The 25,519-nt window shown below is 51.3% G+C and carries 24 protein-coding genes, 1 pseudogene and 2 riboswitches; of the genes and pseudogenes, 10 read left to right on the top strand and 15 right to left on the bottom strand.

Annotated features, from left to right (window positions below):
- Positions 1–61: 61 nt before the first annotated feature.
- Positions 62–658 (bottom strand): CAP domain-containing protein, encoded by a 597-nt coding sequence (locus tag EJN92_RS03395; RefSeq protein WP_227869686.1) that lies wholly within the window; start codon positions 656–658, stop codon positions 62–64.
- Positions 659–856: 198 nt separating this feature from the next.
- Between EJN92_RS03395 and EJN92_RS03390 the strand changes: the two genes are divergently transcribed.
- Complete coding sequence (locus EJN92_RS03390) at positions 857–1,126, top strand: hypothetical protein (protein ID WP_126126536.1); 270 nt, start codon at positions 857–859, stop codon at positions 1,124–1,126.
- A gap of 168 nt (positions 1,127–1,294) precedes the next feature.
- Positions 1,295–2,026, top strand: coding sequence for a hypothetical protein (locus EJN92_RS03385; protein ID WP_126126535.1), 732 nt, complete (start codon positions 1,295–1,297; stop codon positions 2,024–2,026).
- Positions 2,027–2,123: 97 nt separating this feature from the next.
- Here the strand turns inward: EJN92_RS03385 and EJN92_RS21405 are convergent, their stop codons facing one another.
- A complete protein-coding gene (locus EJN92_RS21405; RefSeq protein WP_157984305.1) occupies positions 2,124–2,264 on the bottom strand; it encodes a hypothetical protein in 141 nt (46 codons plus the stop codon).
- 10 nt (positions 2,265–2,274) lie between these two features.
- The gene (locus EJN92_RS03380; RefSeq protein WP_170174860.1) at positions 2,275–3,558 is read right to left on the bottom strand and encodes an MFS transporter; all 1,284 of its coding nucleotides are present in this window, start codon (positions 3,556–3,558) and stop codon (positions 2,275–2,277) included.
- Between the two features lie 299 nt (positions 3,559–3,857).
- On the opposite strand from EJN92_RS03380, the gene EJN92_RS03375 reads away from it, so the two are divergent.
- Positions 3,858–4,343 (top strand): response regulator, encoded by a 486-nt coding sequence (locus tag EJN92_RS03375; protein ID WP_126126533.1) that lies wholly within the window; start codon positions 3,858–3,860, stop codon positions 4,341–4,343.
- Between the two features lie 152 nt (positions 4,344–4,495).
- Here the strand turns inward: EJN92_RS03375 and EJN92_RS03370 are convergent, their stop codons facing one another.
- From EJN92_RS03370 to EJN92_RS03350, 5 genes are all read right to left on the bottom strand, one after another.
- Positions 4,496–4,876 carry a glutathione S-transferase N-terminal domain-containing protein gene (locus EJN92_RS03370; RefSeq protein WP_126126532.1) on the bottom strand — a complete coding sequence of 127 codons (381 nt, stop codon included), beginning with the start codon at positions 4,874–4,876 and terminating at the stop codon, positions 4,496–4,498.
- Positions 4,877–5,222: 346 nt separating this feature from the next.
- Positions 5,223–5,711 carry a DUF4124 domain-containing protein gene (locus tag EJN92_RS03365; RefSeq protein ID WP_157984304.1) on the bottom strand — a complete coding sequence of 163 codons (489 nt, stop codon included), beginning with the start codon at positions 5,709–5,711 and terminating at the stop codon, positions 5,223–5,225.
- Positions 5,712–5,836: 125 nt separating this feature from the next.
- A complete protein-coding gene (locus EJN92_RS03360; protein ID WP_126126530.1) occupies positions 5,837–7,312 on the bottom strand; it encodes an aminoacyl-histidine dipeptidase in 1,476 nt (491 codons plus the stop codon).
- Positions 7,313–7,511: 199 nt separating this feature from the next.
- The gene (locus tag EJN92_RS03355) at positions 7,512–8,732 is read right to left on the bottom strand and encodes a GGDEF domain-containing protein (protein ID WP_126126529.1); all 1,221 of its coding nucleotides are present in this window, start codon (positions 8,730–8,732) and stop codon (positions 7,512–7,514) included.
- A gap of 201 nt (positions 8,733–8,933) precedes the next feature.
- A complete protein-coding gene (locus tag EJN92_RS03350; protein ID WP_126126528.1) occupies positions 8,934–9,476 on the bottom strand; it encodes a GNAT family N-acetyltransferase in 543 nt (180 codons plus the stop codon).
- 254 nt (positions 9,477–9,730) lie between these two features.
- Positions 9,731–9,820: riboswitch (glycine riboswitch) on the top strand.
- A gap of 7 nt (positions 9,821–9,827) precedes the next feature.
- Positions 9,828–9,942, top strand: a riboswitch (glycine riboswitch).
- Positions 9,943–10,029: 87 nt separating this feature from the next.
- Here EJN92_RS03350 and gcvT point away from each other — a divergent pair.
- From gcvT to gcvP, 3 genes are all read left to right on the top strand, one after another.
- The gene (gene gcvT / locus EJN92_RS03345) at positions 10,030–11,151 is read left to right on the top strand and encodes a glycine cleavage system aminomethyltransferase GcvT (RefSeq protein ID WP_126126527.1); all 1,122 of its coding nucleotides are present in this window, start codon (positions 10,030–10,032) and stop codon (positions 11,149–11,151) included.
- A gap of 74 nt (positions 11,152–11,225) precedes the next feature.
- Positions 11,226–11,603: a glycine cleavage system protein GcvH gene (gene gcvH / locus EJN92_RS03340; protein ID WP_126126526.1), complete on the top strand. Its 378-nt coding sequence runs from the start codon at positions 11,226–11,228 to the stop codon at positions 11,601–11,603.
- Between the two features lie 98 nt (positions 11,604–11,701).
- Positions 11,702–14,593 (top strand): aminomethyl-transferring glycine dehydrogenase, encoded by a 2,892-nt coding sequence (gcvP, locus tag EJN92_RS03335; protein WP_126126525.1) that lies wholly within the window; start codon positions 11,702–11,704, stop codon positions 14,591–14,593.
- 70 nt (positions 14,594–14,663) lie between these two features.
- Here the strand turns inward: gcvP and EJN92_RS03330 are convergent, their stop codons facing one another.
- The gene (locus EJN92_RS03330) at positions 14,664–15,473 is read right to left on the bottom strand and encodes a mechanosensitive ion channel family protein (RefSeq protein ID WP_126126524.1); all 810 of its coding nucleotides are present in this window, start codon (positions 15,471–15,473) and stop codon (positions 14,664–14,666) included.
- 275 nt (positions 15,474–15,748) lie between these two features.
- Between EJN92_RS03330 and EJN92_RS03325 the strand changes: the two genes are divergently transcribed.
- On the top strand, positions 15,749–16,528 hold the full coding sequence (locus EJN92_RS03325) for a CCXG family PEP-CTERM protein (protein WP_227869685.1): 780 nt from the start codon (positions 15,749–15,751) through the stop codon (positions 16,526–16,528).
- A gap of 58 nt (positions 16,529–16,586) precedes the next feature.
- Here EJN92_RS03325 and EJN92_RS21980 read toward each other — a convergent pair whose 3' ends face one another.
- Complete coding sequence (locus EJN92_RS21980) at positions 16,587–16,721, bottom strand: hypothetical protein (protein WP_265415598.1); 135 nt, start codon at positions 16,719–16,721, stop codon at positions 16,587–16,589.
- A gap of 15 nt (positions 16,722–16,736) precedes the next feature.
- On the opposite strand from EJN92_RS21980, the gene bla reads away from it, so the two are divergent.
- Positions 16,737–17,642 (top strand): class A beta-lactamase, encoded by a 906-nt coding sequence (gene bla, locus EJN92_RS03320; protein ID WP_126126523.1) that lies wholly within the window; start codon positions 16,737–16,739, stop codon positions 17,640–17,642.
- A 135-nt stretch (positions 17,643–17,777) separates the two neighbouring features.
- Here bla and fabI read toward each other — a convergent pair whose 3' ends face one another.
- The 4 genes and pseudogenes from fabI to EJN92_RS03300 all read right to left on the bottom strand — a co-directional run bounded on the left by fabI (position 17,778) and on the right by EJN92_RS03300 (position 21,826).
- Positions 17,778–18,572 carry an enoyl-ACP reductase FabI gene (fabI, locus tag EJN92_RS03315; protein WP_126126522.1) on the bottom strand — a complete coding sequence of 265 codons (795 nt, stop codon included), beginning with the start codon at positions 18,570–18,572 and terminating at the stop codon, positions 17,778–17,780.
- Between the two features lie 14 nt (positions 18,573–18,586).
- Positions 18,587–19,771, bottom strand: coding sequence for an acetate/propionate family kinase (locus EJN92_RS03310; RefSeq protein ID WP_126126521.1), 1,185 nt, complete (start codon positions 19,769–19,771; stop codon positions 18,587–18,589).
- Positions 19,768–20,718 (bottom strand): annotated as a pseudogene (locus EJN92_RS03305) (phosphate acetyltransferase); the annotation flags it as partial. The pseudogene EJN92_RS03305 and the gene EJN92_RS03310, both read right to left, overlap by 4 nt.
- Positions 20,719–21,022: 304 nt before the next feature.
- On the bottom strand, positions 21,023–21,826 hold the full coding sequence (locus EJN92_RS03300) for a YebB family permuted papain-like enzyme (RefSeq protein ID WP_126126519.1): 804 nt from the start codon (positions 21,824–21,826) through the stop codon (positions 21,023–21,025).
- A 319-nt stretch (positions 21,827–22,145) separates the two neighbouring features.
- Between EJN92_RS03300 and EJN92_RS03295 the strand changes: the two genes are divergently transcribed.
- Positions 22,146–22,913, top strand: a complete 768-nt coding sequence (locus EJN92_RS03295; RefSeq protein ID WP_126126518.1) for a helix-turn-helix domain-containing protein — start codon at positions 22,146–22,148, stop codon at positions 22,911–22,913.
- A gap of 267 nt (positions 22,914–23,180) precedes the next feature.
- Positions 23,181–23,966 carry a hypothetical protein gene (locus EJN92_RS03290; protein WP_126126517.1) on the top strand — a complete coding sequence of 262 codons (786 nt, stop codon included), beginning with the start codon at positions 23,181–23,183 and terminating at the stop codon, positions 23,964–23,966.
- Between the two features lie 165 nt (positions 23,967–24,131).
- Here the strand turns inward: EJN92_RS03290 and EJN92_RS03285 are convergent, their stop codons facing one another.
- Positions 24,132–25,412, bottom strand: a complete 1,281-nt coding sequence (locus EJN92_RS03285) for a cyanophycinase (RefSeq protein ID WP_227869684.1) — start codon at positions 25,410–25,412, stop codon at positions 24,132–24,134.
- Between the last annotated feature and the right edge of the window lie 107 nt (positions 25,413–25,519).

The following is a 25,519-nucleotide window of genomic DNA, read 5'->3' as shown; positions in this document are numbered from 1 at the left end:
TGCCAGTTAATGCGTATTAACTGGCAATGTTTACATAGCCTTAGTGGATACTTTAGCAGCTTTAAGGATGACCCAGATCCATAGTCCAATACGTGCGATAGCTCGCCGTGCTAGAGCTCACGCATGCTAAGCCCACTTCGGTATAGCTAGCGCTCATGATGTTGCGGCAATGTCCTTCGCTGGCGATCCAGCCATCCATGGCCGAGGCGAGTGTGGCTTGGCCGGCCGCAATATTTTCTGCGATGCTAGAACCGGTATAGCCAGCCGCTGCCAGGCGTTGGCCAAAGCTACGGCCATCCTGGCTAGTGTGTGAAAAATAATTCTTATTTGCCATATCGGCAGAATGCCCCGCTGCGGCATCAAATAATTTGCTATTCCAGACTAATGCTGGCGCTGCCGGATAAGAGGTACTGCCGCACAGGCGGCTAGTGGCTCTGGCCTGATTGATCAAAGTCATTAATTCTTGCTGGAAATTGGGTAAATTACACGTCTTTGCCGCTTCCAGTGCTGCTCCAGGCACGCTAGGTGTGATTACTGGAGGAACGACCGGTGTGACCGGTGGTGTCACTGGGGCCGTCGAGCTGGATTCACTGCCACCACCGCATGCAACTAGCGTCAGAGTTAAGGCGAAAACTGCATGGTATTTAAAATAAGACACGAGAAATTCCTTCTGAAAATTAGACTAAGTCGCCAACCTCGCTGCTAAAAAACGGCGTCCGCACTCAGTTTTTGTAGCGTTCAGTGTAAATCATTTCTTTTTCAATTTCTGTAAGCAATCGTAATCTCACTCAGACTAAAGCTTGATAGTCAGCCCGGCAGTTTTGCCAGAGTTCAATATTTTTGCGAAAGTACTATTATGAGCATTTCTTCTCTCGCGTTTCCGAGTAATACCATTTGTTATAACTGCAAGCCTGTGCCGAGTAAGGCTGAGAGTTTAGCTTTGCAGACTGAGCAAGAAGCCAAGGCTTACCAACTTAAACGCGCAGCCTCGAATCAGCTGGAGGCGCTTGAGCCGTCAAGCAGTATTGGGGTTGCCAAGAGCGCGCTAGTCAGCGCACCAGCCGCGCCGCCTAGGGTCAATGAAGTTGGCCAGTTGACCGGGCTTTACATCAATACCACGGCTTAATTTTTTGCTGCTTTAAGCTAGCTCCGTTTTCGAATAAACGAGCTTTTTTGTAAGCCTAAGGCGAAGTCGCTGAAGTAAACATTGAGTCTGCGCGCAAGTGTCTATATCCTGCCCAAAGTTTGTATTGGCGTTTTTCTCCTTTTCTTTTAACTTACTTAGAGTCTTATTTTGATTAAACATAGTTCCCTACGCCTTTGTGCCGCTGCTACTTTTACTGCCTCGGCCCTGTTTAGCGCCCCTGTCATTGCGGCAAATAATATTGATCAATTACAAAAACTGAACCAAGCTGAATTCGCTAGTCTGGCCAATGACATGAGTTCTGCCATCAGCTACAAGGCTGTCGCGCCTGGCGCACCTTTGGGTTTGATTGGTTTTGATCTGGGCGCAGAATTGTCGGTGACCAAGCTGAGCAATTCCGCAGTTTGGAGAAAAGCCGGCGCGAATATTTCTTCACTGGCGATGCCTAAGATACATTTGCACAAGGGTCTGCCTATGAATTTTGATATTGGTGGGTTTCTGGCTGCGACACCTGATTCGGATATGAAAATCCTCGGTGTAGAAGCGCGTTACGCGATTTTGGCGGGCGGTATTGCTGAGCCTGCGGTGTCGGTCCGTGCTGCCGCGACCCGTTTGTCGGGCGTGACTCAACTCGAGCAAGATACCAGGAGTTTAGAGCTGACAATTTCTAAAGGATTTTTGGTATTTACGCCCTACGCTGGGCTGGGTCGAGTCTGGGGTAAGGCCACGCCAAGCGCAGGCACATTGCACAGAGTCTCGCCTTCTATGAATAAGGTATTTGCCGGTCTCAATACCAATCTCGGTTTAGTCAATATCGCTGGCGAATTTGATCGCACCGGTGACAGCAATACCTTCAGCGCCAAAGTCGGATTTCGTTGGTAAAACTGTTAGGCTTAACTGGGCTTAACTAGGCTTACTCAAGCCCGCAGCCGAAAGTTGCGGGCTTTTTTGTTCTAAGCGCAGTTTTCTTAAAGGGTTCTTAGACGTTGACAAATCCAGAGGCGCAATCTACATGCGCCTTGCAGGCCAAAATGGGATGCGCTGCGGCCGAATTGTCGCTATTGAAGTGGCAATGCGGCGCAGGCAGTTTGGCTAAAACAGGATGGAGTGCTGGCGACATGGTTTACTTTTTAAAGATTGGAGCTGGCGCTGGCCGTGCTTAGCTTTGCGCTACTTAATTTTGCACTACGATATAGATCCGGAATTTTGTGTTTGCTCAGTACCATCATCCACAAACTACCTAATGCCAGTAACAGCCAATTCAGACTAGGCAGGTGCAGACGTTGCGCCAGATCGAATAAGACCCCGCCGATCAGACTGCCAAACATGGTGCCCATGCTTTGATACAGCATTTGCTGCGACATCAGTTTGCCAGTCTGTTCCGACGAGTTAGCGGAAAAACGCGCGATCACCACATCAAACGAGGGGCCGTAAAAAACCTGGCCGAAGGATAATAAAATGGCCGAGGCGATCACTGCTGCCGCCGATTGGCCAGCCACCACCATCAAGGCAAAACTCAGAAATAGGCAGCCATAGCCTATCCTTAAAAAACGAAAATGATCACGCGTGCGCACCGCCCGTTTCGAGACCGGAATCTGGAAAAAAATGATGACTAGAGCGGCCAGCCAGAACGGTGTCGAGACCGGGATTTCGGGGGTGAATTTAGGAATATGCAAACTGAAACCTATCATAGGCTGGATCGCAAAACACCAAAATACGGCATTCGACAAATGAAACATCAGTGGCAGTTTCGAGGCAGGCAGATTATCCGATGCCAGATGCAGTGGTTCGTTGCTGCTGCTTAATTCCTTAGCCTTGCTGGCGCTGGCGCGGCTCAATTGCAGCGCTTCGTGGCGGCTGATGTCGCGCATCGCATACAGCATAAAAATGGCATAGGCGATAAAACTCAGCAAGACAAACAGAAACACCAGCTTAAGACTATGAATCGGCGCCCAGGCCGCCACCAGATAGCCGCTCACCAAGCCCATCCGTATCGCAAACGCCAGACGGCTAAATAGCGAGCCCTGATCCAGATCCTTAAGTTTGAGCAGATAGTTTTTCAGCCCGGGAAAAGACAGGCCGCTGCCCAAGCCGGCCAGCAACGCAAACAAGGCTAGCGCCCAGGCTTGCTGCAGATAGGCCATGCAATACAGCGCTATGCCTTCCAGCAAGATATTCCCGGACACCGCCAACGGGTGATTTGCCAGACGCGGGTAACGCCCGCCCAGATACGAGCCAAGCACGCGTCCCAGATTGAGCCCGAATAAAATCGCCGCAGCCCAGGTACCGGAAAAGTTTTTACCGGTTTCGGATACGATCAGCGGCGTGTATAAAGCGACCCCGGCCGAGGCCAGCGCCACCCCTATGTAAATCAGGTAAGAATTAAAGACGGGATTAAAATTTTTAGTGTGCATGGTGTACGCCGCGCTGATGCAGCAAAAGCGCTGGCTGTAGAGAAGGTTCAGACTCAGACCTTGCCATGATACATAAGTTGCATGCCTCACGCGCTGATAATGTGGTTTTAGTAGTTCGGCAGGCGCAATATCCATGCGCCTTTCAGGCCTAAATCATGCTGCAGGGCGCAGCCAGATTGCATGTTCCTTGATGGAAATTTTTAAATCACGATATTTTCATATATCAGAAAGTTTGCGCTGTCCGCCAGGAAAATTTTGTTTATACTTTGCTGACTATGTCTCTTCACCTGAGGTAGCACATGTCGAATCCCGTCAATTCGCTTCAGTCCAGCTCTGAGTCAGCCGCGCCGTCTATTTTATTGATAGACGATGATGTCTTTCATTGTGAGCTGCTGCTGGATATGCTCAGCGACTTGGGGGTGGAGCAGATACTTACCGCCCATTCTGGCACCCAGGCTTTAGAGATTTTTAAAAGTGCCGACCCTAAACCTGATTTGCTACTGTGCGATCTGTGCATGCCAGGTATGGATGGTTTTGAATTTTTGAGTAGAATCGCCAATAAGCGCTTTCAGGGTGAGGTCGTGATTATGTCTAGTTATGATCATCAAGCACCTGCCACAGGGGACTGGGCGCTAAGTAATTACAAGGCGTCGGCACTTAAGTTAGCCGAGAAACTGGCCAGAGTGCAGGGCTTGAAAGTGCGAGCCACTTTGGAGAAACCGATCTCGCGCCAACAATTGGGTGATTTGATGGTGCAGCTGCAAAGCACCCGCGTATCGCTTTAACGCGAAACTTCTAAAAACGACTAAATCGGAATGCTGCGCAGTGCGCAAACCATAGGCCTTGGCGCTTTGCTTGAGGATAGTTGAGGATATCTCTAGCTGAGCCCGACTGTCAGGTACCAAGCAGCGGGCTCAGGTATTTTTATAATTTTGATTTATTTTCGTCCGAATTGCTGGCGTAAATAGGCAATGATGTCCTTAGATTCATACATCCAGGTGACGCTGCCATCGGCAGCTGTAATGCGCAGGCAAGGCACTTTGGCGCTGCCGCCCTGAGCCAGTAAAGCGTCGCGATTTTCTGTATTGTGCTGGGCATCGCGTAATTCGATTTTTAGGGACAAGCGGCGCATTTCCTGGCGCACTTTGATGCAAAACGGACAAGTTTTAAACTGATATAGTGCTAATTGCCGGCACAGCAGATCAACCCTCCCTTGCTCCGCATACACGCGCTTAATGCCGCTAGGATGAGTCAGGCGCTCTTTGAGCAATAACACAGGACCCAATACCGCACGCAACAATCTAAAAAATAATTTCATGTTCACTCTAAAATCAAAAAGCAGGAAGAAGGGCGCGATTGTACGCCAGAAGCGCAACCGAATACCAATTCGCGATGCAGCGTGGGCGAAAAACAGCGGGTCTAGCTGTTAGAGAAAGAGAACTTCTAAAAAAAACTTTATCGGGATGCAGCGCAAGGCGCAAAGCTAAGCAATACGTCGGTATTGCGAAGGTCGGATAGGTTTATCGACGCCGCGATGCGCCCAAGTAGAGGGTTTTTAGAAGTTCCCGAAATCAAAGGCGCAATCTGTATGCGGCTTGCAGGCCGATTGTGGGCTGCGAGCCGCATGCAGATTGCGCATAGGGGTTTCTAATTACATTGTGTGATTAACGGCAGAAGCTCCTGATGTCGCGTGCGGCGACCTCTCTATCATTTGCATCTATCTTTGCACCACCTCTGTGAATCCCCGTTCCAGAGTTAATGATCTTGTTATCATTTTGCGCGCGCGCGCATCGTGAAGCATCGGTTTCTGGCGCGCCCCCCGTATTCTGGGGAGCCCAAGAGGACTGGCTGTTGCTAGGCGGTGCCGAGCGACTAGGCTGCGCCATCTGCTGTTGCGCCAGCCTTTGTTTAGATTCCTGTTCCTGATCTTGCCAACTGCGAGCAACCGCTGCTCTTAGCTCGCTAGGCTGAGTCTGGATTTTTACCTGCTCGGCCTTGCCCTTGCCCGCCTCATCCCGGTTTTCTGTGTAATGGGTTTTGCCGCTGGTATCTACCCATTTATACACCTCTGCCTGCACCGAGGCTAGCACCAGCAAGGCGAGAGCGCCGATAACAAATAGGGGGAGTCGATTTTGTGGCGAAAATTTATACATAGTGGACGGCCGTTTTACTGCGGTGTTTCCAGGGTAAATGAAGAGGCAATTGCAAAAGCGTGTCATGTTGAGCGCGCTTTTGCATCAAATTAAAAATTGCCTAATTATACATAACCTATCTAGGCTTAATGATTACTTTTGGCCGGTATCCGTTCCAGCACCGCCAATAACAAGGTCCAGTATTGCCCCACCGTGGTAATGTTGACCATCTCGTCAGGACCATGTGGATAACGTATGGTCGGGCCTATCGAGACCATATCCAGATTCGGATAATGCTGCTTGAACAGGCCGCATTCCAGACCGGCGTGGATCACCATGATCTCTGGTTTGCGCTGATAAATACTTTCGTAAGTGTCATTCACTATCGCCATCACGGCGGAACTGGTGTCTGGCTTCCAGCCCGGATAGCAGCCAGATAAGACCAGTTGCGCACCGGCCAGATCGCACAGTGATTGCAGCTGACTCTCGATATTTTGACGACCGCTGTCAATCAGCGAACGCAGCATGCAAATGATGCTCAGGTTGTCGGCCTGAGTGCGAATCACACCCAGATTTAAAGAGCTTTCGGTGACGCCAGCGATTTCGTCACTCATGCGTATCACGCCATTCGGGCAGCTATTGAGTAAATTAATCAGGGTGGTTTGGCTGGCCGCCTGCAAACTGTTGGCGGGCACGGCTGCGCTCGTGAGCGTGAGGCTCAGTGCGGGTTCGGCCGAACTTAGCTCGGCTTGCAAAATTGCCTGATATTGGGTTACCGCCAGTTGCAGCGCGGTGGCTTGTTCGGGAGGCAAAGTAAAGCTGCATTGCGCCTCACGCGGGATGGCATTGCGCAGCGAGCCGCCGTTAAAATCACTCAAGGCCAAGCCTAATGGTGCCGCGTGTCCTGCCAGAAAACGAGCCAGCAATTTATTTGCATTGGCGCGTCCCAGATGGATATTCACCCCGGAATGACCGCCCTTTAAGCCAGCAATACTCAGAGTGAAAGCCAGATCTGCCGGCTTGGCTGTCTGCCATTGCAGCGGCAAGCTGATCTCGGCATCGACACCGCCAGCGCAGCCCATGTAGATTTCGCCTTCTTGTTCGGAATCTGTGTTGATCAGGATTTCGGCCTCCAGCATGCCGCCTTCCAGGCCAAAAGCACCGGTCATGCCGGCTTCTTCATCGACCGTCAATAAAACTTCCAGCGGGCCGTGCTTGATCTCGTCAGAACCGAGGATCGCCAAGGCCGAGGCCATGCCTATGCCATTGTCAGCACCCAAGGTGGTACCGGTCGCCTTGACCCAGTCGCCATCTATCCACGGTCGTATCGGATCAGTTACAAAATCATGAACCGTATCAGCGTTCTTCTGCGGCACCATATCCAGATGCGCCTGCAAGGCCACGATTTTTCTGTCTTGCATGCCGGCCGTGGCAGGTTTGCGGATGATGAGGTTGCCAACCTGGTCGACGATCACCGTCAGGTCGCGTTGTTTAGCCCAAGTTTGGATATGCAGGCTCAGCGCTTGCTCATGTCCGGAAGGATGGGGAATGGCACAAATTTGTTCAAACCATTGCCATAAAGGCTGAGGGAAAAGTTGATTGATTTCGGTAGCTAAAGTCACGATAAATATCCTATGAGGCGCTTACCAGCAGAGACGCATGCCGGGCAGAGGGGCCGAGGGGCGCAAGTTTAACATAGGGGATGCAGCAGTTCAGCAGGGTCTGGATAGCAAATCAAAAAGGGATTGCGCAGTATCCATGCGCCTTGGCAAGCCAAATCGGGCTGCGGGGCGCATGGATACTGCGCAATCGTTGCCAGCCTTACGCGCTCGGCGTTACTGCTGCAATTGGCGCTGCAACCGGCTCTTCCACCACCACTTGATTGCGACCGCCTTGCTTGGCCATGTACATGGCCGTGTCGGTGCGCGAGAATAGCTCAAGTACCGATTCGCCCGGTATGTATTGAGTCACACCTATCGACACTGAAACTCGCTGTTGCAAAGCGCCTTGCCAGGGGAAATGCTCGATTTGGGCACGAATTCTTTCCGAGGTATTGAGCGCTGGCAGTAAAGAGGTATCAGGGAAAATCAATAGAAATTCTTCGCCGCCGTAGCGCCCAAAGATGTCCGATGCGCGCACATTCTCTTGCGCTACCTTGGCAAAAGTCCTGAGCACCTCATCGCCACCCAAATGACCAACTTCATCATTGATACGCTTGAAATGGTCCAGATCGATCACCGCCAGACATAGGGGCGTGCCATTCTCATCGGACAATAGCTTATGCTCTTCTAAGGCCGCCACCATGTAGCGACGGTTAAAGCAATCAATCAAGACGTCGCGTTTAGCATCGGCCTGTATGTATTTGATCTTGCGGCTGGCCTTGTTCAGCACTCTATGTAAATGCTGGACTTTGCCGATCAAAAAAATAAAAGTGGGCAAAGACAAGAGCAGGGCGATGAAGTGCATGGCCTCTAGCCTGAGCAGGGCTAGGTTATGTCCTTGTTGGTAGTGCAAGCCTATGATCAGGGCTTGCGCCAACAGCACGCCTATCACCAAAAACATTAAGTTTGCGGTGGATATTCTATACATGCCATAGGCAATCGCGATAAACGCGAATGGCGTAAAAATAATCTGAGTGGCAGGGTCGAGATAGAAAACCACCAGCATGGAGATAAAAGCCACGCTGACTATGGGCAACTTCATCCGTCTTTCGCGGAAATGCAGGTTGAGTTTGAACTGAAAAACCAGAAAAAACAGCAGGATCATCAACGCCAACATGCCAAGCAAAGCGTAAACAGTGGATAATTTTATTAAGTCGAGTTGATAAAAAGTAATAGTCGCAAGTAAATGCAAACCTGTCAGCGAGAACGCGATCATCCATTTTTCTGCAATGCTGCGCTTGGCCGGAGCGCGGCTCAATTCGTGTTTGCGTCTTTGATGATCGGGTGTTTTTGCGATGGTGTCATCAAAATCGATCAAGGTATCCGTTAAAGGAAAAGTCTCTGTCGCCGGGCTAGTCGGTTTGGCTCGTTTGAATAACATGTATGGAGAGAAATAGAGAAATTTAAGACGGATCAAATTGAGTTACACATGGTAACACGCTGCTACTTTTAGGTCTAAAGCTCGAGCTTGTTGTAGATGCTTATCTCGAAACTGTCAGTAAATGTGGCTATATGAGGAAAAATAATCCCCAAAATAGCCATATTTGTTGTAAATCCCAGCGCTACCTCAAATTTTGCCTGATCACGGCGGCGGGCTAATAAATATAAAATTTTCGTGTTGTTCTTCACCCAATTGAAAATAGCTGGAACCCTGGCGCTGAAAATTCTGTTTGAGATAGAAATTGATCGCCGCAGTGTTTCTGTGACAGGTCGAGAGCCAGAACTGAGCTACGCCACCAAGCGCTTCTAGGTGTTCTTTGCATGCCAGTAATAAAGCCGGACCTAAGCCTAGTCCAGCGAAATGGGCTTGCACGTAGAGGGTTTCTAATTCTATGCTTAGCTCCGGACTAGTCGGGCAGGGGGATCCACGTTTTACCACCGCATACGCAAGTAAATGCTCACGGTGTTGTACAAGCAGCACAAATTTCGTGGAATCTGCGATGAGTTCGCTTATCGATGCCGGTGAGAAACTGGCAAAGACGAAGTCGGAGATTTCTTGCCTGATTCCTTCCTTTGCGTAGGTATGTAGCCAGACCTGCATGCCTAAGGCTGCGATATTGCTGGCGTCACTGGCGAGCGCGAGGCGAATGGTGTAGTCAGGTGGCATGGTTGGCGTGGCGATCATCAAGCTTGAAAGGGTGTAATTTACACCGTATCCCAAACAAAGTCGTATTGGGAACTTCTAAAAAACCACTAATCGGGATGCAGCGCAAGGCGCGAACCGGAGCAATACGTCGGTATTGCGAGGATCGCATTGAACAATCGACGCCGCGATGCGCACGATTATGGGTTTTTAGAAGTTCCCTATTAAATAGTGGTAATAAGTGGCAAAAATAGCTGGACTAAGTTCCCAATTGAACGCTTGCGCTATATAATCGCGCTACTTAATCGGGAGAGCGCAGCTGCAAAGTTGCCGCCGAAGGGGCTAACACCCGACAAACTCTCAGGCAAAAGGACCGATTAAGGGGGTATTCATGCCCCAAACTCTGGAGAGCGGTAGCGACCAACAATGTGTCGAACTATCCACCGAAGGTGCGCACGGAGCGTGTTTTGCTCCGTAATCTCTCAGGTATCAGGACAGAGGGGTCTGCGATTTATCGCATGCAAGGATGTAAAGCTTAGCTTTGCATGGCTTGCGTGTATTTTTTCGTCCCTTTTAATCTGGTAATGAGGCTCTCATGACGCAAGCTCTTAAAGTAACTCCCCTAAACGCCGCACATCGTGCCGCTGGTGCCAAGATGGTAGATTTTGGTGGCTGGGATATGCCGGTTAATTACGGTTCACAAATCGAAGAACATCATGCAGTGCGCAGCGATTGCGGCATGTTTGATGTCTCGCATATGTGCGTAGTTGATTTGCGCGGTGAAAATGTACGCGGCTTCTTGCGCGGCCTGGTTGCCAATAACGTCGATAAATTGCAAGTCTCGGGTAAAGCATTGTATTCCTGCATGCTCAAACCTGAAGGCACGGTGATCGACGATCTGATTATCTATTTCTTCAATGAAAACTGGTTCCGTCTGGTGGTCAATGCCGGTACCGCAGAAAAAGACGTGGCATGGATCAATGCCCACAATGCGGCGACCAATGCCGGACTGACAGTGACCCAGCGCCGTGATGGCGACAACGCGTTTGCCCTGATTGCAGTGCAAGGCCCGAACGCCCGTGCCAAAGCATGGGAAGTTTTGCCGGAAACGCAAGCAGCCAGTGCAGAAATCAAGCCATTTAATGCCGTTATCGTTGACCAAACTTCTTTCGGTGAAGTCATGGTGGCGCGCACTGGTTACACCGGTGAAGACGGTTTCGAGATCGCAGTAGCTGCCGATAAGGTACATGCCCTGTGGGATGCTTTGATCGCTGTCGGCGTCAAGCCTGCCGGTTTGGGCGCGCGCGATACCCTGCGTCTGGAAGCTGGTATGAATCTGTACGGCCAGGACATGGATGAAAGCGTTAACCCGCTCAACGCCGGTCTGGCATGGACTATCGATCTGGTCAGTGAGCGTGATTTCGTCGGTAAAGCGGCATTGCAGGCACAAGGTCAGAGCGCACAATTTATGGGTTTGATCTTGCGTGAAAAAGGCGGCATCTTGCGCGCACATCAAAAAGTGATCTGCGCTCAAGGCGAGGGCGAAATTACCAGCGGTACGTTTAGCCCGACGATGCAGCAAGCGATTGCCTTGGCGCGCTTGCCTATGGGCGTAACGATAGGCGATAGCGTTCAGGTCGTGATTCGTGACAAACACTTAGCTGCCACGGTAGTGAAGTTGCCGTTTGTGCGTAACGGTAAAATCTTAGTCGCTTGAATCTGTATTTGAAAATCGTCTGTATTTGAAATTAACACCTAATTCAATTTAATCTTTTATTTTTGGAGTCCAATATGAGCATCCCAGCAGAACTGAAATACACTTCCTCCCACGAATGGGTACGCGTAGAAGCTGACGGCACGATCGCGGTCGGTATTACTGCCTTCGCACAAGACGCTTTGGGCGATATCGTATTTGTTGACTTGCCAAAAGTTGGTCAGGCTTTGAATGCAGGAAAAGACTGCGCCGTGATCGAGTCCGTTAAGGCGGCCGGCGATATTTACGCGCCAGTAACAGGCGAAGTGGTCGCGGTCAATGACGCGGTTGTCGATGCACCAGAATCGATCAACGCCGATGCGTTCAGCGCATGGTTGTTCAAGATGAAGCCAGCTAACATCGCTGATGTTGACGCTTTGATGAGCGCAGCAGACTACGAAAAAAACATCGGTTAATTTCGCTTTGACCACAGCGCAAGCCGTACGGCCTGCGCTGTTATAGCTCTGGCTTTGCCAGAATTATCTCTATTCGTCTCCTATTCTCTTCCTATATCATGACCCAGCCCAGCTTGTCCCAACTTGAAGCACAAGATGCTTTTATCGCCCGTCATATCGGCCCTTCAGAATCAGAGCAAGCAGCGATGCTGGCGACGCTGGGTTATGCAAGCCGCAAGGCATTGATAGACGCGATTGTTCCTGCCAATATCCGCCGCCACGACGTACTGCCATTAGGCTCGTTTACCGAAGCAAAATCAGAGCAAGCCGCTCTTACAGAATTGAAAGCACTGGCCGGTAAAAACCGCGTGCTTAAATCGCTGATAGGTCAGGGGTATTCGAATGCCTTGACGCCAGGCGTGATCCTGCGCAATATTTTTGAAAATCCAGCCTGGTACACGGCGTACACGCCTTATCAGCCAGAGATTTCTCAAGGCCGTCTGGAAGCGATTTTGAACTTCCAGCAAATGATCACCGACATGACAGGCATGGACATCGCAAACGCATCCATGCTCGATGAAGGCACTGCTGCTGCAGAAGCGATGACGCTGATTATGCGTGTCGGCAAGTCCAACTCTAAAGTGTTTTATGTCGCCGCCGATGTCTTGCCGCAAACGCGCGAAATTATTGAAACTCGCGCCAAGCCGCTGGGTATCGAGGTTCGTACCTGTAACGGCCAGGATGCGCTGGAGAATGAATGTTTCGGCGCGCTGTTGCAATACCCGGGCGTGAATGGTGACATCCGTGACTACCGCGAATATGCTGCCGCGATGCACGCTAAAGGCGCGATGGTGATTGCCGCCGCTGATTTGCTGGCGCTCACTTTGATTACGCCACCGGGCGAGTGGGGCGCAGACGTTGTCGTTGGTAACAGCCAGCGTTTTGGTGTACCGCTTGGTTTTGGTGGCCCGCACGCTGGTTACATGTCTACCCGCGATGCCTTCAAGCGCAATATGCCAGGCCGTTTGGTTGGTATCACGATTGATGCACAAGGCAATCAAGCTTACCGTCTGGCCTTGCAAACACGCGAACAGCATATCCGCCGCGAAAAAGCGACCTCGAATATCTGCACCGCCCAAGTTTTGCTGGCCGTCATGGCTTCCATGTATGCGGTTTATCATGGCCCTGCAGGTTTGCGTCAGATCGCCCAGCGCGTGCACCGTTACACTGCAATTCTGGCAACTGGCCTGAACCAGCTCGGCTGTCAGATCGCCAATGCGACCTATTTTGATACCTTGACGGTGAATGTGGCTGATGCCGCAGCGGTACATGCTGCCGCGGTTGCCGCCGGCATCAATCTGCGTCAGATCAGCGCAGGCCAAGTTGGCGTGTCTCTCGATGAAACTATTACCCGTGAAGATGTCGCCACACTGTGGGCGATTTTCGCTGCTGGTAAGGCTAGTCCGGATTTCAATGCGATCAATGCGGCGGTGGAAGCGGCTGCCAGCACTGCCTTGCCTGTGGCCGTATTGCGTACCAGTACTTTCCTGACGCACCCAACTTTCAATCGCTACCACGCAGAGCACGAAATGCTGCGCTATCTGCGTAGTTTGGCAGACAAAGATCTGGCCTTGGATCGCACCATGATACCGCTCGGTTCATGCACCATGAAACTCAACGCCACCAGCGAGATGATCCCTGTGACCTGGCCTGAGTTCTCCAGTATCCATCCGTTCGCGCCGAACGACCAGACCGTCGGCTATCGCGAAATGATCGATCAACTGGAAGCCATGTTATGTGCCGCGACCGGTTACGCTGCCGTTTCCCTGCAACCAAATGCCGGTTCCCAAGGCGAATACGCAGGTCTGCTGGTGATTCAGGCTTACCATGCCTCACGTGGCGAAGCGCATCGCAATATCTGCCTGATCCCATCCTCTGCGCACGGTACTAATCCGGCATCGGCCAGCATGGTTGGCATGGATGTGGTGGTGGTCGCGTGTGACGGTAACGGTAACGTAGATCTGATCGACTTGCTGGCTAAAGCAGAAAAGCACAGCGCCAATTTAGCCGCTTGCATGGTCACTTATCCATCTACCCACGGTGTATTTGAAGTCGGCATTCAGCAGCTGTGCGAGATCGTACACAAGCACGGTGGTCAAGTGTATGTCGATGGTGCCAATATGAACGCGCTGGTCGGTGTGGCAGCGCCTGGTAGTTTCGGCGGTGACGTCAGTCACTTAAACTTGCACAAGACTTTCTGCATCCCTCACGGTGGTGGCGGTCCGGGTGTTGGTCCGGTGGCAGTTGGTGCACATCTGGCACAGTTTTTACCAAATCAAAAGTCGACTGGTTACCAGCGCGGCGAAAATGGTATCAGCGCCGTCAGCGCAGCACCATTCGGTTCTGCCAGCATTTTGCCTATCTCATGGATGTATATCGCCATGATGGGTGCAGAGGGCTTGAAAGCGGCGACCGAGACGGCCATTTTGGCGGCTAACTATATCGCCAGACGCCTGGCTCCGCACTATCCTGTGCTGTACTCGGGTCATGACGGCCTGGTCGCGCATGAGTGTATTTTGGATCTGCGCCCACTGACTGATGCCACTGGTATCAGCAATGAAGACGTCGCCAAGCGCCTGATCGATTTCGGTTTTCATGCACCAACCATGAGCTTCCCGGTTCCTGGTACTTTGATGATAGAACCGACAGAAAGCGAATCACAAGCTGAGTTGGATAGATTCATCGATGCCATGATCGCTATCCGTGAAGAAATCGCCAAAGTCGCTTCCGGTGAATTTGATCACGATGATAATCCACTCAAGCACGCTCCGCATACTGCCGAGGTCATGGTCTCCGATGAGTGGACGCATAAGTACAGCCGTCAGGTAGCAGCATATCCGGTGGCGTCTTTGCGTAAGCAGAAATACTGGGCGCCGGTCGGCCGTGCGGATAACGTCTATGGTGACCGCAATCTGTTCTGTTCTTGCGCACCAGTGGCTGATTACGAGTAATCGGTTCTGTGCATGAAAAAAGCGGGTAGTGCGCAAGCACCACCCGCTTTTTTATTGATATAGCTTGCGCTTAATCCTTGTGAAACTCAATCTGATGCGGTGCCGGTACTGGCCAGCCAGCTTCCGCGCAGGTATCAGCGATGGCTTTATTGGTGTCGAAGAACACCTGCCAATAATCATTGTTATTGCAGAAAGGACGCACCGCTATCACGATACCTGAAGCATTGAATTCCAGTATTTCTATACATGGTTCCGCAGCCTTGGAGAGATTTGCGATTTTGGCGACATGAATTTTTAAACGCGCAATCGCTTCTTGCGGATTCACCCCGTTGGCGATCTGGCATTTCAGATCGACGCGACGATAAGGATTGGTGGTGTAGTTGATGATGTTGTCGGAGAATAATTTACCGTTACCGACATGCACGCAGACATTGTCACCGGTAGTGAGGGTAGTCGAAAACAAGCCTATCTCAGCGACCGCGCCGGTTTGGCCGGCTGCGCAAATGGCGTCACCGACTTTAAACGGGCGCAAAATCACCAAAAAAATTCCGGCCGCAAAGTTCGATAGTAAGCCCGACCAGGCCATACCAATGGCCACGCCACCGGCTGCAATCAAGGCTGCGAACGAGGTCGTTTGTATTCCGCACACTTCCAGTATCACCATCACCAAAGCAATGCGCAGTGCGACCCTTACGGTGGATTCGCCATACTGGGCTAAAGTGGGCTCAATTTTTTGTATGCTCATCGCCTTGCGCGACAATTTGGCGATCATATTGATGAGCATGCCGCCGATGATCCAGACCGCGATTGCCATCAGAATTTTTAGCCCAAATGGTACTAAATAAGTATTAATGAGTAACTCAATGTTAATGTCAGACATGCTTTTTCCCTACAAAATTTATTGAAATAACAATGTCACTTACTCAAGATAATATGTCAATAAAAACTATGTTAAATGTCATGCTTTTAATTTTGAAACAAAACAGCATTTCAGACCCTATTAAGAACATTCATCTCTCATCAATCTGCCTGGCGACCCCTCGTAGTTTTTTACCCTAGCTGGCTGTATGGAGTGCCATTTATATAAGCTGTTCTGAGACTTACACGAATAAATTGCCCACCAGAATTTATTTGAAATAGGAAATGTAAAGCTTTGTGAAACCTTCATCAATTTCTGAAATTGTAAGCATTTGTAATTGCGAAATTGCATTGCGATCAAGTACTATTCGTGAACAAAATTTCAGCTTAAGTTTTACTTACACTTACAAAGAGACAGACCATTACATGAAAAGTTTGATTACATCATTGGCGGCAGCAGTCGCAATTACTGCTGTTGCTAGCGCAAGCGCAAGTAACATCATCATCGAAACTGGATTTTCAAACGCAACTGCGCAAGCCAGCGCAATTGCTTATCAATCAGTCGTTAATGCGGCGGTAATGGGCGCAAGCTCCGGTTATGGTGCAAAAACCGTTGATAGTTATGCGGCACTATCGAATCAAGGATTGTTTGGCTCTAACCAAAACATCGCTTTTAAATCGACCGTGACCTTTGGTGTGACTGCTGGCGAAATTGGTAATTGGACGTTTCGTGCTGGTGTAGATTTCGGCAAGGGTGGTGCGGTGTTTTTGGATGGAAAAGAAGTCGCATTTAAGAATAACGATATGTGGTGGGCTGGTAATTACGCCAATCCGACACAGTTCTTTCAATTCTCATCAAATATCACGGCTGGCAATCACACCCTCAATGTATATGGTCTAGAAGGATGCTGTGATGGTAATCAACAGGTGCAATTTAATTCTGGCTCTGGATTTAAGAGCTTTGATAAGAGCACATTGGCTCCAGTACCAGAGCCAGAAACTTATGCGATGATGCTGACAGGTTTGGGCTTATTAGGTTTTATGAGCCGCCGCAAAAATCTTCGTAACAAGGGCTAAGCTTACTAAGGCTTGGGTGACACACTAGTCGCCCTGTCATGTTAGTGACTTGCTAGTTTTAAAAAGCCCGTTTTCCGGGCTTTTTGTTTTTCTGGAAGTAGTTTGTCTTGATGTGCAGCGCATGCCAACGGCGGGCAATCATATATTTATCGAACCTTCGTCCATGGCGGCGGTCAAAGCTGGCTTGATCCATTCCTGCGGACTTTCTATGACTTCTTATCATTTCAACCGACGCACTATTTTGCTGACGATGGCCGCGCTGCCTTTTGCTGCGGCGCATGCCGCAAGCGCTCAGCAAGCGTCTGACGCAGCGTCCAGCTTAGCGCGAAAAAAATTGCGGGCGTTGGAACAAAGTTTTGATGGGCGGCTAGGCCTGTTCGCCATCAATACCGCAAATGGAATGAGCATAGGGCTGCGTGAGAGCGAACGTTTTCCGCTTTGCAGCACTTTCAAAATGATGCTGGCGGCCGCCGTGCTGGATAAAAGCAGACAGTCGGCTGGTCTGCTGGAGCAAGTTATCACTTACACCGAAAAGGATTTGCTCGATTATTCTCCGGTCACAGAGCAACACCTGGCAGACGGTATGACAGTGGCGCAGTTGTGTGCTGCCACCGTTAATTTTAGCGACAATGCAGCGGCAAATTTATTGATGAAGTTACTTGGTGGTCCGGCCGTCGTGACCGCATTTGCACGCTCTATCGGTGATCAAAGCTTTCGGCTTGATCGCTGGGAACCCGATCTCAATAGCGCTATCCCCGGTGATCTGCGTGATACCACAACACCTGAGGCGATGGCAGTGAGCTTGCAGCGCCTGACCCTTGGTGATGCCCTGCCAAAAGCTGAGCGTGAGCAATTACAAACCTGGCTACGTGCCAGCACGACTGGCGCTAGCAGGATTAAAGCGGGCTTACCGGCGGACTGGCAAAGCGGTGACAAGACCGGGACCGGATCTTACGGAACGGCGCACGATATTGCCGTCATCTGGCCACCGAATCGCGCCCCTGTGGTGCTGGCTATTTACACTAAACAGCATAAAAAGAACGCCAATGGCCGCAGCGATATCGTCGCCGCTGCCGCCAAAATAGTCAGTGAATGGCTAGTGCAAGCTGGCTAAATATGCACCCGCGCCAAGGCGCAATATCCATGCGGCTTAGCGGCCAGGCAGGCCGGAAACCCGCATGGATATTGGGCAGCGGGCATGCCTTGTTGGATAACATCGTTGGATAAATGGGATTGCTGTTGTGCCAGCTCACGCCATGATATTCACGCCACCGTCGACGTAGACGGTGCTGCCGGTCAGACGACGGGCGTAGGGCGTTGCCAGGAAAGCGCAGGTGAAACCGACATCCATGATGTCTACCTGTTCGCCCAGCGGCGCGCGCTGTACCGCTTCATTGAGTAGCAAGTCGAAGTCTTTTAAGCCCGACGCTGCACGGGTTTTCAGCGGCCCTGGCGAGATAGGATGAACCCGGATTCCTTGTCGCCCAAGTTCGTAAGCGAGGTAGCGGCAGGATGCTTCCAGCGCCGCCTTGACCGGGCCCATCACATTGTAATTTGGCGCCACCTCGTTGGCCCCGTGGTAGCTCATGGCGAACATACTGCCGCCTTCAGTCATCAGCGGCGCTGCCAGTTTTGCCATACGGATGAAAGAATGGCAGGAGATATCCATCGCTAGCGCGAAGCCCTCGGCAGAACAGTTGAGCAATCCGCCTTGCAGGTCTTCTTTGGGGGCGAAGGCGATGGAGTGCACCAGGATATCAAGTCGGCCCCATTTTTTTTCTATCTCTGCAAACAGCGCTTCGAGCTGACCCGGTTGGCTGACGTCCAGCGGCATCAGAATTTCTGCCCCTAAATCCAACGCTAAAGGTTCTACATAGGCTTTCGATTTCTGGTTGACATAGCTCAGGGCGAGATCTGCACCGAGTTCGCGAAACGCTTTAGCGCAACCGTAAGCAATTGAATGTTCGTTAGCAATACCGACTACTAAGGCTTTTTTTCCTTTCAGTAGGGCGTTTGGGGGGAGGGTAGTTATATCAGGGTTCATTTTTTATTTCTGACTTAGTTGCGATTGAGTAGGCTCAGCGTATGGCGGGCGATCATGAGTTCTTCGTTGGTTGGGATCACCCATGCGCTGGTCTTGCTGTTAGTCGTGCTGATGCGCGGCCCATCAGTCTGGTTGGCGGCAGGATCTAGTTCTACGCCTAGCCAGGCCGCTGCCTGGCAAATGCGGGCGCGGATAGGCGCAGCGTGCTCGCCTATGCCAGCTGTGAACACCAGCGCATCGAGTCCGCCCATGGTGGCCGCTAGCGAGCCGAGTTCGCGGGCGATGCGGTAGACGAATAAATCGACTGCAAACTTGGCTTTAGGATCATCGGACTCTAGTAGCGTACGCATATCGCTCGATAGCCCAGAGACACCGAGTAAGCCCGACTGTTGATACAAGAGTTTTTCGATCGCGCGGGCATCCATCTTGAGTTCATCCATCAAATACAAGAGCACGCCAGGATCTAAATTGCCGCAGCGTGTCCCCATAGGCAAGCCGTCAACTGCGGTAAATCCCATGGTGCTGGCAACGCTATTGCCGTTCTGTATCGCGCACATGCTGGCACCGTTGCCCAGGTGCAGAACCACGCTACGGCCTTGCGCTGCGGGCTGATCGTAGTCGGCTAAGACCGAGGCAATGTACTCGTAAGAGAGGCCATGAAAACCGTAGCGTTTCACGCCGCGATCGGTGATCTCTGCTGGCAATGCAAAGCTTTGCGCCAGTGCCGGCTGAGTATGATGGAAGGCGGTGTCGAAACAGGCCACTTGCAGCAGTTCAGGGCGGCGCTCGAGTAGGGCGCGGATCGGGGTCAGGTTGTGTGGCTGATGCAGTGGTGCCAACGGGATCAATTGCTCTAGATTTTTAATGATCTCAGCAGTCACGCACACCGGTTCGGAATACCTGAGACCGCCATGCACCACTCTATGGCCGACCGCGATCAGTTGATGTTCACTCAGCTGGGTATGTAGAAAATGCGCTAGGTGCGTGACGCCAGTGTCGTGATCCAGGGTTTCGCCTTGCTCCCATCTTTTTTCTGCAAGCAGCTTGCCGATGGCATCTTTTGCCTTGAATCTGGGCATCGTATACAGGCCATCGAGTTGGCCATTCAGCAGCAGATTCAAGCCGCTATCTTGCTCCAGGAATACCGAGAATTTGATACTCGAAGAACCAGCGTTGAGAACTAAGATGGCCTGGCTCATAAGCTCAGCGCCTGGCTGGCGTCCGCATTTTTTTTTGCCACGATTAAGGCTGCCACGGCACAGGAAGCCAGACGGGTCATGATAGAGTCGGCGCGACTGGTGAGTATGATCGGTACCTTAGCACCGAGCACGATACCGGCAGCATCGGCATCGGCCAGAAAACTCAAACTTTTGGCCAGCATATTGCCCGCTTCCAGATTCGGCACAACCAGAATATCGGCCATACCAGCGACCGCAGAATCGATTTTTTTGATCTGGGCGGCCTTCAGGTTGATGGCGTTGTCGAGTGCTAATGGGCCATCGAGAATGCCGCCGGTGATTTGCTTGCGCTCGGCCATTTTGCACAAAGCGGCCGCCTCCACGGTCGAGGGCACATCGGGATTGACTGTCTCCATGGCCGATAAGATGGCGACCTTAGGTTCAGGAAAACCCAGCGCGTGCGCTAGATTGATGGCATTCTGGACTATGTCTACCTTGTCTTTCAGCGTAGGGAAAATATTGATCGCTGCATCGGTAATGATGAGCACTCTATCGAGGCTAGGCACGTCCATAATAAAAGCATGGCTGACGCGGCTAGCGGTACGCAGCCCATTGCTACTGCTGACCACGGCGGTCATCAGTTCATCGGTATGCAAACTACCCTTCATTAGCATTTCCGCCTTACCCTCGCGCGCCAGTTGTACCGCCAACTCGGCCGAGGCCTGACTGTGCGGCGTATCGAGTAATTCATAAGGGGAGATATCCAAAGCGCACTGTGCCGCGATCGCCATAATTCTGGCGCGTGGGCCAACCAGGATAGGCACCAGTAGACCCATTTCTGCGGCCTCTACCGCGCCTCTCAAGGAGCTTTCGTCACAGGGGTGAGCAACTGCCGTTGTGACCGCTGTCAAGGCCTGGCAGCGGCTAATCAGCTGTTTATATTTTTCATGTTTGTGTTCCATTTTTTTCCTTAATGTGCTGCGCGCTGCGTTCGTGAGCTAGCGACGAAAACGATAGAAAATTGGGGTTTTAGTCTGAACTTCATTTGTAGACGTGCTTTGATATGGATCAAGCAATTCATTGAGGGCAGAGCCTAAGCTTATTAATAAATTATGTCACGTCTATGACAACAGCACTTCGCTACTCTTCTATGCGTATTTTTTCCTCTGCATCGCCCAGCACGCAGTCTGCATGCGGGCTGCAGCCCTGCCAGGCTGGAAACCCGCATGGAATATGCGCGCTGGCAGGGGCTGTTGTTAAAAAATGCCAGACTTAGCTGTGTACCACCCCGTCGAATTGGCTGCGTAAGGCGGGACTACGCAACAGGCTCGCTGGGCTCACAGTGATGCGCTGCCATGGGATATTGCCAAAATACCAGAGACGCCAAAAGCTGAGGTCTAGCTCGGGATTATGGCTAAGCAGGCTAGTGAAGTTTTCCGGTTCACCGAGATTGATATCGCTGGCGTCTTTGATGACTTCGCGCACATAACGCGAGCAAAACTGGCGCTTCGAATGCAGATTAAAACCGGTGTCATAAAAAATCCCCAAACGTTTTTGCGCCGCTGACTGTATCGCTAATTTTTGCGTGTCGTTCAGCGCAGTCTTGAGCCGGCTGACCTCAACCCTGCCACCCTCGGATCGCGCCACGAAGTGCGAGAATGACGTGGTTTTAGATAAGGGAAACGTGCTTTCGCCGATTTGGGCATCATGCTCTGCGGTCTGGGGCGCAATCACCACGCCGACGTGATTGGTCCAGCTCAGTGTGGCACTGGCGACTTTTTTAAACGGCAGCGCACTAACCCGTATGAAGACCACATCTCCCACTTCTAATTGGCTGGCTAATTGGGCACGACTGATACTGGTAGGCGGAGTTTGAACCGGCAGCTCTTGTGCGACGCTTGCGATCGTTATACAAAGCGCAGTGGCGGCACTGCAGGCTTTGATCAGGCCACCGCCATAAGGTGTTTTCGCATTGCGCCGCTGGCTAAATCTAGTAAGCCCACTGTGAGCTGCGTCACTAGTCCGGGTGATGGTTCGGTTGATAGTGCGTTTGATAGTGCGGTTAATAGTAAGCATGATGTATCTCCTGTTTTATGAAAAGAAAATTTTTTCTATGTTGAGATTGCGGGTAGTCCCCACGCCGGGATCCGCGCCGCCAGGACAAAACAAAAACAGAAAACCAGCAAAATAGTGATGAGCATCTTTGTCCCCCCTTTGAATAAGTGGCAACTGTAGCGACTCAAAGGAAATTTCCGAACTATTTTGTAAAATAATCCATAATATGTGCTTTTAAGTAGCGATAATCGATACGCGCTTGGCGAATGCCATCCTTTTGTTCATGGCTTTAGGGTGGCACCGCTGTTTTATGTAGATTCAAGATTGAGGCCTCAACCCTATGTCGCAAACCCATCAATTAATTAGCACGCTGAAGCAATTGCTCAAGGCGCGTGGCCTCACTTATGCGCAGGTGGCGGCGCATTTGAAACTGAGCGAGGCCAGCGTTAAACGGCAGTTCTCGCAACAGAGTTTTAGCCTGCAGACACTAGAGGCGATCTGCGACTTATTGCAGCTGGAGTTGGCCGAGTTGGTGGTGCAAGCCCAGCAAGCTCAGCCGCGCTTAAGTCAGCTCAGTGCCGCGCAAGAGGCGGAACTGGTGAGTGATCCGCGTCGGGTATTGATGGCGATCTGCGTGCTCAATCACTGGACACTGGAGCAGATTGTGGCGACCTATCAAATCAGTAAAGAGCAAGGCATTGCCCATCTGCTGCGCCTCGATCATCTGGGCATGATCAGGCTGATGCCCGAAAATCGCGTCAGTCTGCGCATCGCGCGCGATTTCGCGTGGTTAGCGGGAGGGCCTATCCATCAGTTTTTCCGTGAGCGCGCGCAAAGCGATTTCCTCGATAGTGATTTTCGACATCCGGGCGAATTGCTGCGCTTTCAGCACGCCATGCTGAGCCCGGCTGCCAATCTGCGTTTTCAGCAGCGGCTGCAGCGTTTGCTGCAAGAGTTTACCGACTTGCATGAAGATGGCATCACGACACCGGCCAATACGCGTCATGGCACTAGCTTGTTGCTAGCGCTGCGGCCGTGGGAGCCGGAAGTGTTTTCTGCATTGCGTAGAACGCCAGACAGTCGCGGGTTTTCTCTGGCGGGCTGTTAACTGTAAAGACGCTTGCTATTGTGCGTTTAATCCGCAAGGGCAAAATAAGGGCAAGCCCAGCGCGCATATTCCATGCGGGTTTCCAGCCTGCCTGGCCTGCAAGCCGCATGGGATATGCGCGCTGGCAGGGTGTGTTTTTTAATAGGCTAAAACTGGGCTTAAGGAAGCAGCTCTACGTGTTATCCCTTATGCCGCTTGTAACGCAAATGTCATCTTTCTCTACTATGATGAAATCACCAAAACAAAAGAACCAAGGAGAGCGTCTGAATGTTAGAAAACCTGAAAAGTAAAATTGTAAATGTGCGTGCGCACATGGTGATACGTGATTCTAGTTATCGTCCGCAACTTGAGGATTTACCCGATGAGTTGTTCACTTACTGGAAAAATACCGCGCATAAAGAATTCCCTGGCATCCCTAGCGATGCCATTTTTTTTGCCCGCGCTGCTGAGGGCTTGTTGATGTTTTTCGATATTGTGCGCAATAGTGAGCGTGCCTGTGGTCTGCCTTCGAAGGCGGCGGACTCGGTCTGGCATGCCTGGAGTGCCATGTCGCAAGCGCAGCTCGATCGCTTCTGCTGCAAACATTATGCACGGACTATTCCGCACGTAGAGGCCGGACAGATGGCAATTACCATGGATTTGGCCTTGGCCACTAGTCTGGTTACGGCACGCAAACTCGATGGTTTGGTACTCGCAAGTTGCACGGTGCCGCGCTTGTTTGGCCTGGACCGTCACTTGAAAATGCCGGGCGGCTTTGCTTACCGTGTGTCCGGTGGAGAATTAGGCTTTAGTCAGATCAATCAGCGCGGCATTGCGGAGGCAAAGATGCAATTTCCTTTTTGGTTTAATAGCGCAGAATTGCTGGCAGCAGGTTTGATCACTCAAAACGCTTATGATGCGCAACTGCTGAAGAAAAAAAACAGGCAAGATGGCGCGGCTTGCGGATCAGGTTTTAGTAGTTCCAGCTGCGATCTGGGTAGTGCCGCTGACTCTTGTGATGCTGGCGGTGACAGCGGCGGTAGTAGTTGCGGTGGCGGATGTGGGGGTGATTGATCACTGAGTGCGAAAATCACACGCTCACCTTGCTTGGAATTGCTGACCACCACACGCCTAGTGGCAAGCCCGGCGCGCATATTCCATGCGGGTTTCCAGCCTGCCTAGCCTGCAAGCCGCATGGAATATGCGCGCTGGCAGGGTGCTAGTTTGAATTCTGAGTATTCATCGATACAGTGGCAATTGCATTTTTACCGGACGGATATCCAAGCGTATTCGCATGACGGTGTAGGCTTCTGCACCTGAACTGCTGGAATAGTAACCAGCACTCTCGGCGTTCTTGCTGAACTTGAATTCAAATCCTTGTTCCGCCAGTGGTTCTTGGCTACTGCCAAACGCTAAGCCTATAGCTTGCTGCTGACGACTATCAATCAGATGGAATAATAAATCGGCCACGGTGGTGTTGGCCAAAATATCCGGATAGAAACGCTGCTCTTCACTCGCTGGCAGGCTAGGATTCACTTTTCCACTGAGCTTATCCGCTGAGGGAGTAATCACTTTACTGGTGAGATTAAATTTATCACCACGATCAAGGTAGCTGATGGCGGCGTTGCTGAGATTGAAGCGAGGTTCCTTAGCATCGGTTTTTGCCTCGCTCAAATCGATCAGGATCGCGCCTTTGTAGCCTATGATTTCGACCTCATTTTGATTTGTGATCAGCATCGCCGTGTTCTCGTCTATGCCCAGGCCTAGTTGGTAATTTTTCTTGAGCATCACCGGTAGCATCCGGGCAAAACGGCCACGTATGATCAGATGCTGATCGATGAAAACCTGCTTGCCGATGAAGCCCAGACCGTCTGCGATCTCCTTGCCGTCGGTGACGCCATATTGTAAGGTCGGTAATACTGCTTTCGCATCGTAGAACATGGTGCTACTCATGATTGCGGCACCGGCGCTGCTACCGGCGATGACGCCGCCGCGCTGATACAGTGCCCAAATCGCTTCAAGTAAAGGCGTTCTTGTCCCATCTTTCTGCATCAAGGCTTGCACGATGCGACCCTGATCTCCACCGGTGAAATACACACCATTGGATTGCTTGATTGCCTCTATCCATTGCGGATCACGGGCTACTTCCTGAACATGACGATCAGTATATTTTACCGACAGCGGTAACACGAAGGCGCTGGCACCATAGCGATTCAGATTTGCCGCGCTGGCATTGCCAGAGCGTTCTGGATTAGCGGCCGCCGCCGGGATTACCGCAATTTTTGCGCCTTTTCCACCGGCTTGTTGAATGATAGTTTGCCAGACCGCGGCATTGTCGCCACGTAAAGCACCGCCTATGATGACCAGTGAGCCGCTGGCCGGGGGCATAGCGACTTCACTGGCATGTGCGTAGGGAACGCTGATGAGATTGAGAAGGCTCAAGCACAGCGCCGCTAGCAAGCCTGGCGTCGGTCGGTAAAATGAAGTGGCCATCAAAGATTTTTCCAGAATATGAAGCATCAGCTTTGCTGCATGGTTTATAAAAAAGGGCAGCATCGATGATGCCGCCCCAAATCTTAGCAAGCTTATCTTAGCAAGCTTACGCTAGCGAGCTAAGTTAATGCTGC

This window comes from Undibacterium parvum (assembly GCF_003955735.1).
GTDB classification, from domain to species: domain Bacteria; phylum Pseudomonadota; class Gammaproteobacteria; order Burkholderiales; family Burkholderiaceae_D; genus Undibacterium; species Undibacterium parvum.
The sequence above is the reverse complement of the archived record's forward strand: the minus strand, read 5'-3'. Positions and strand labels throughout refer to the sequence as shown.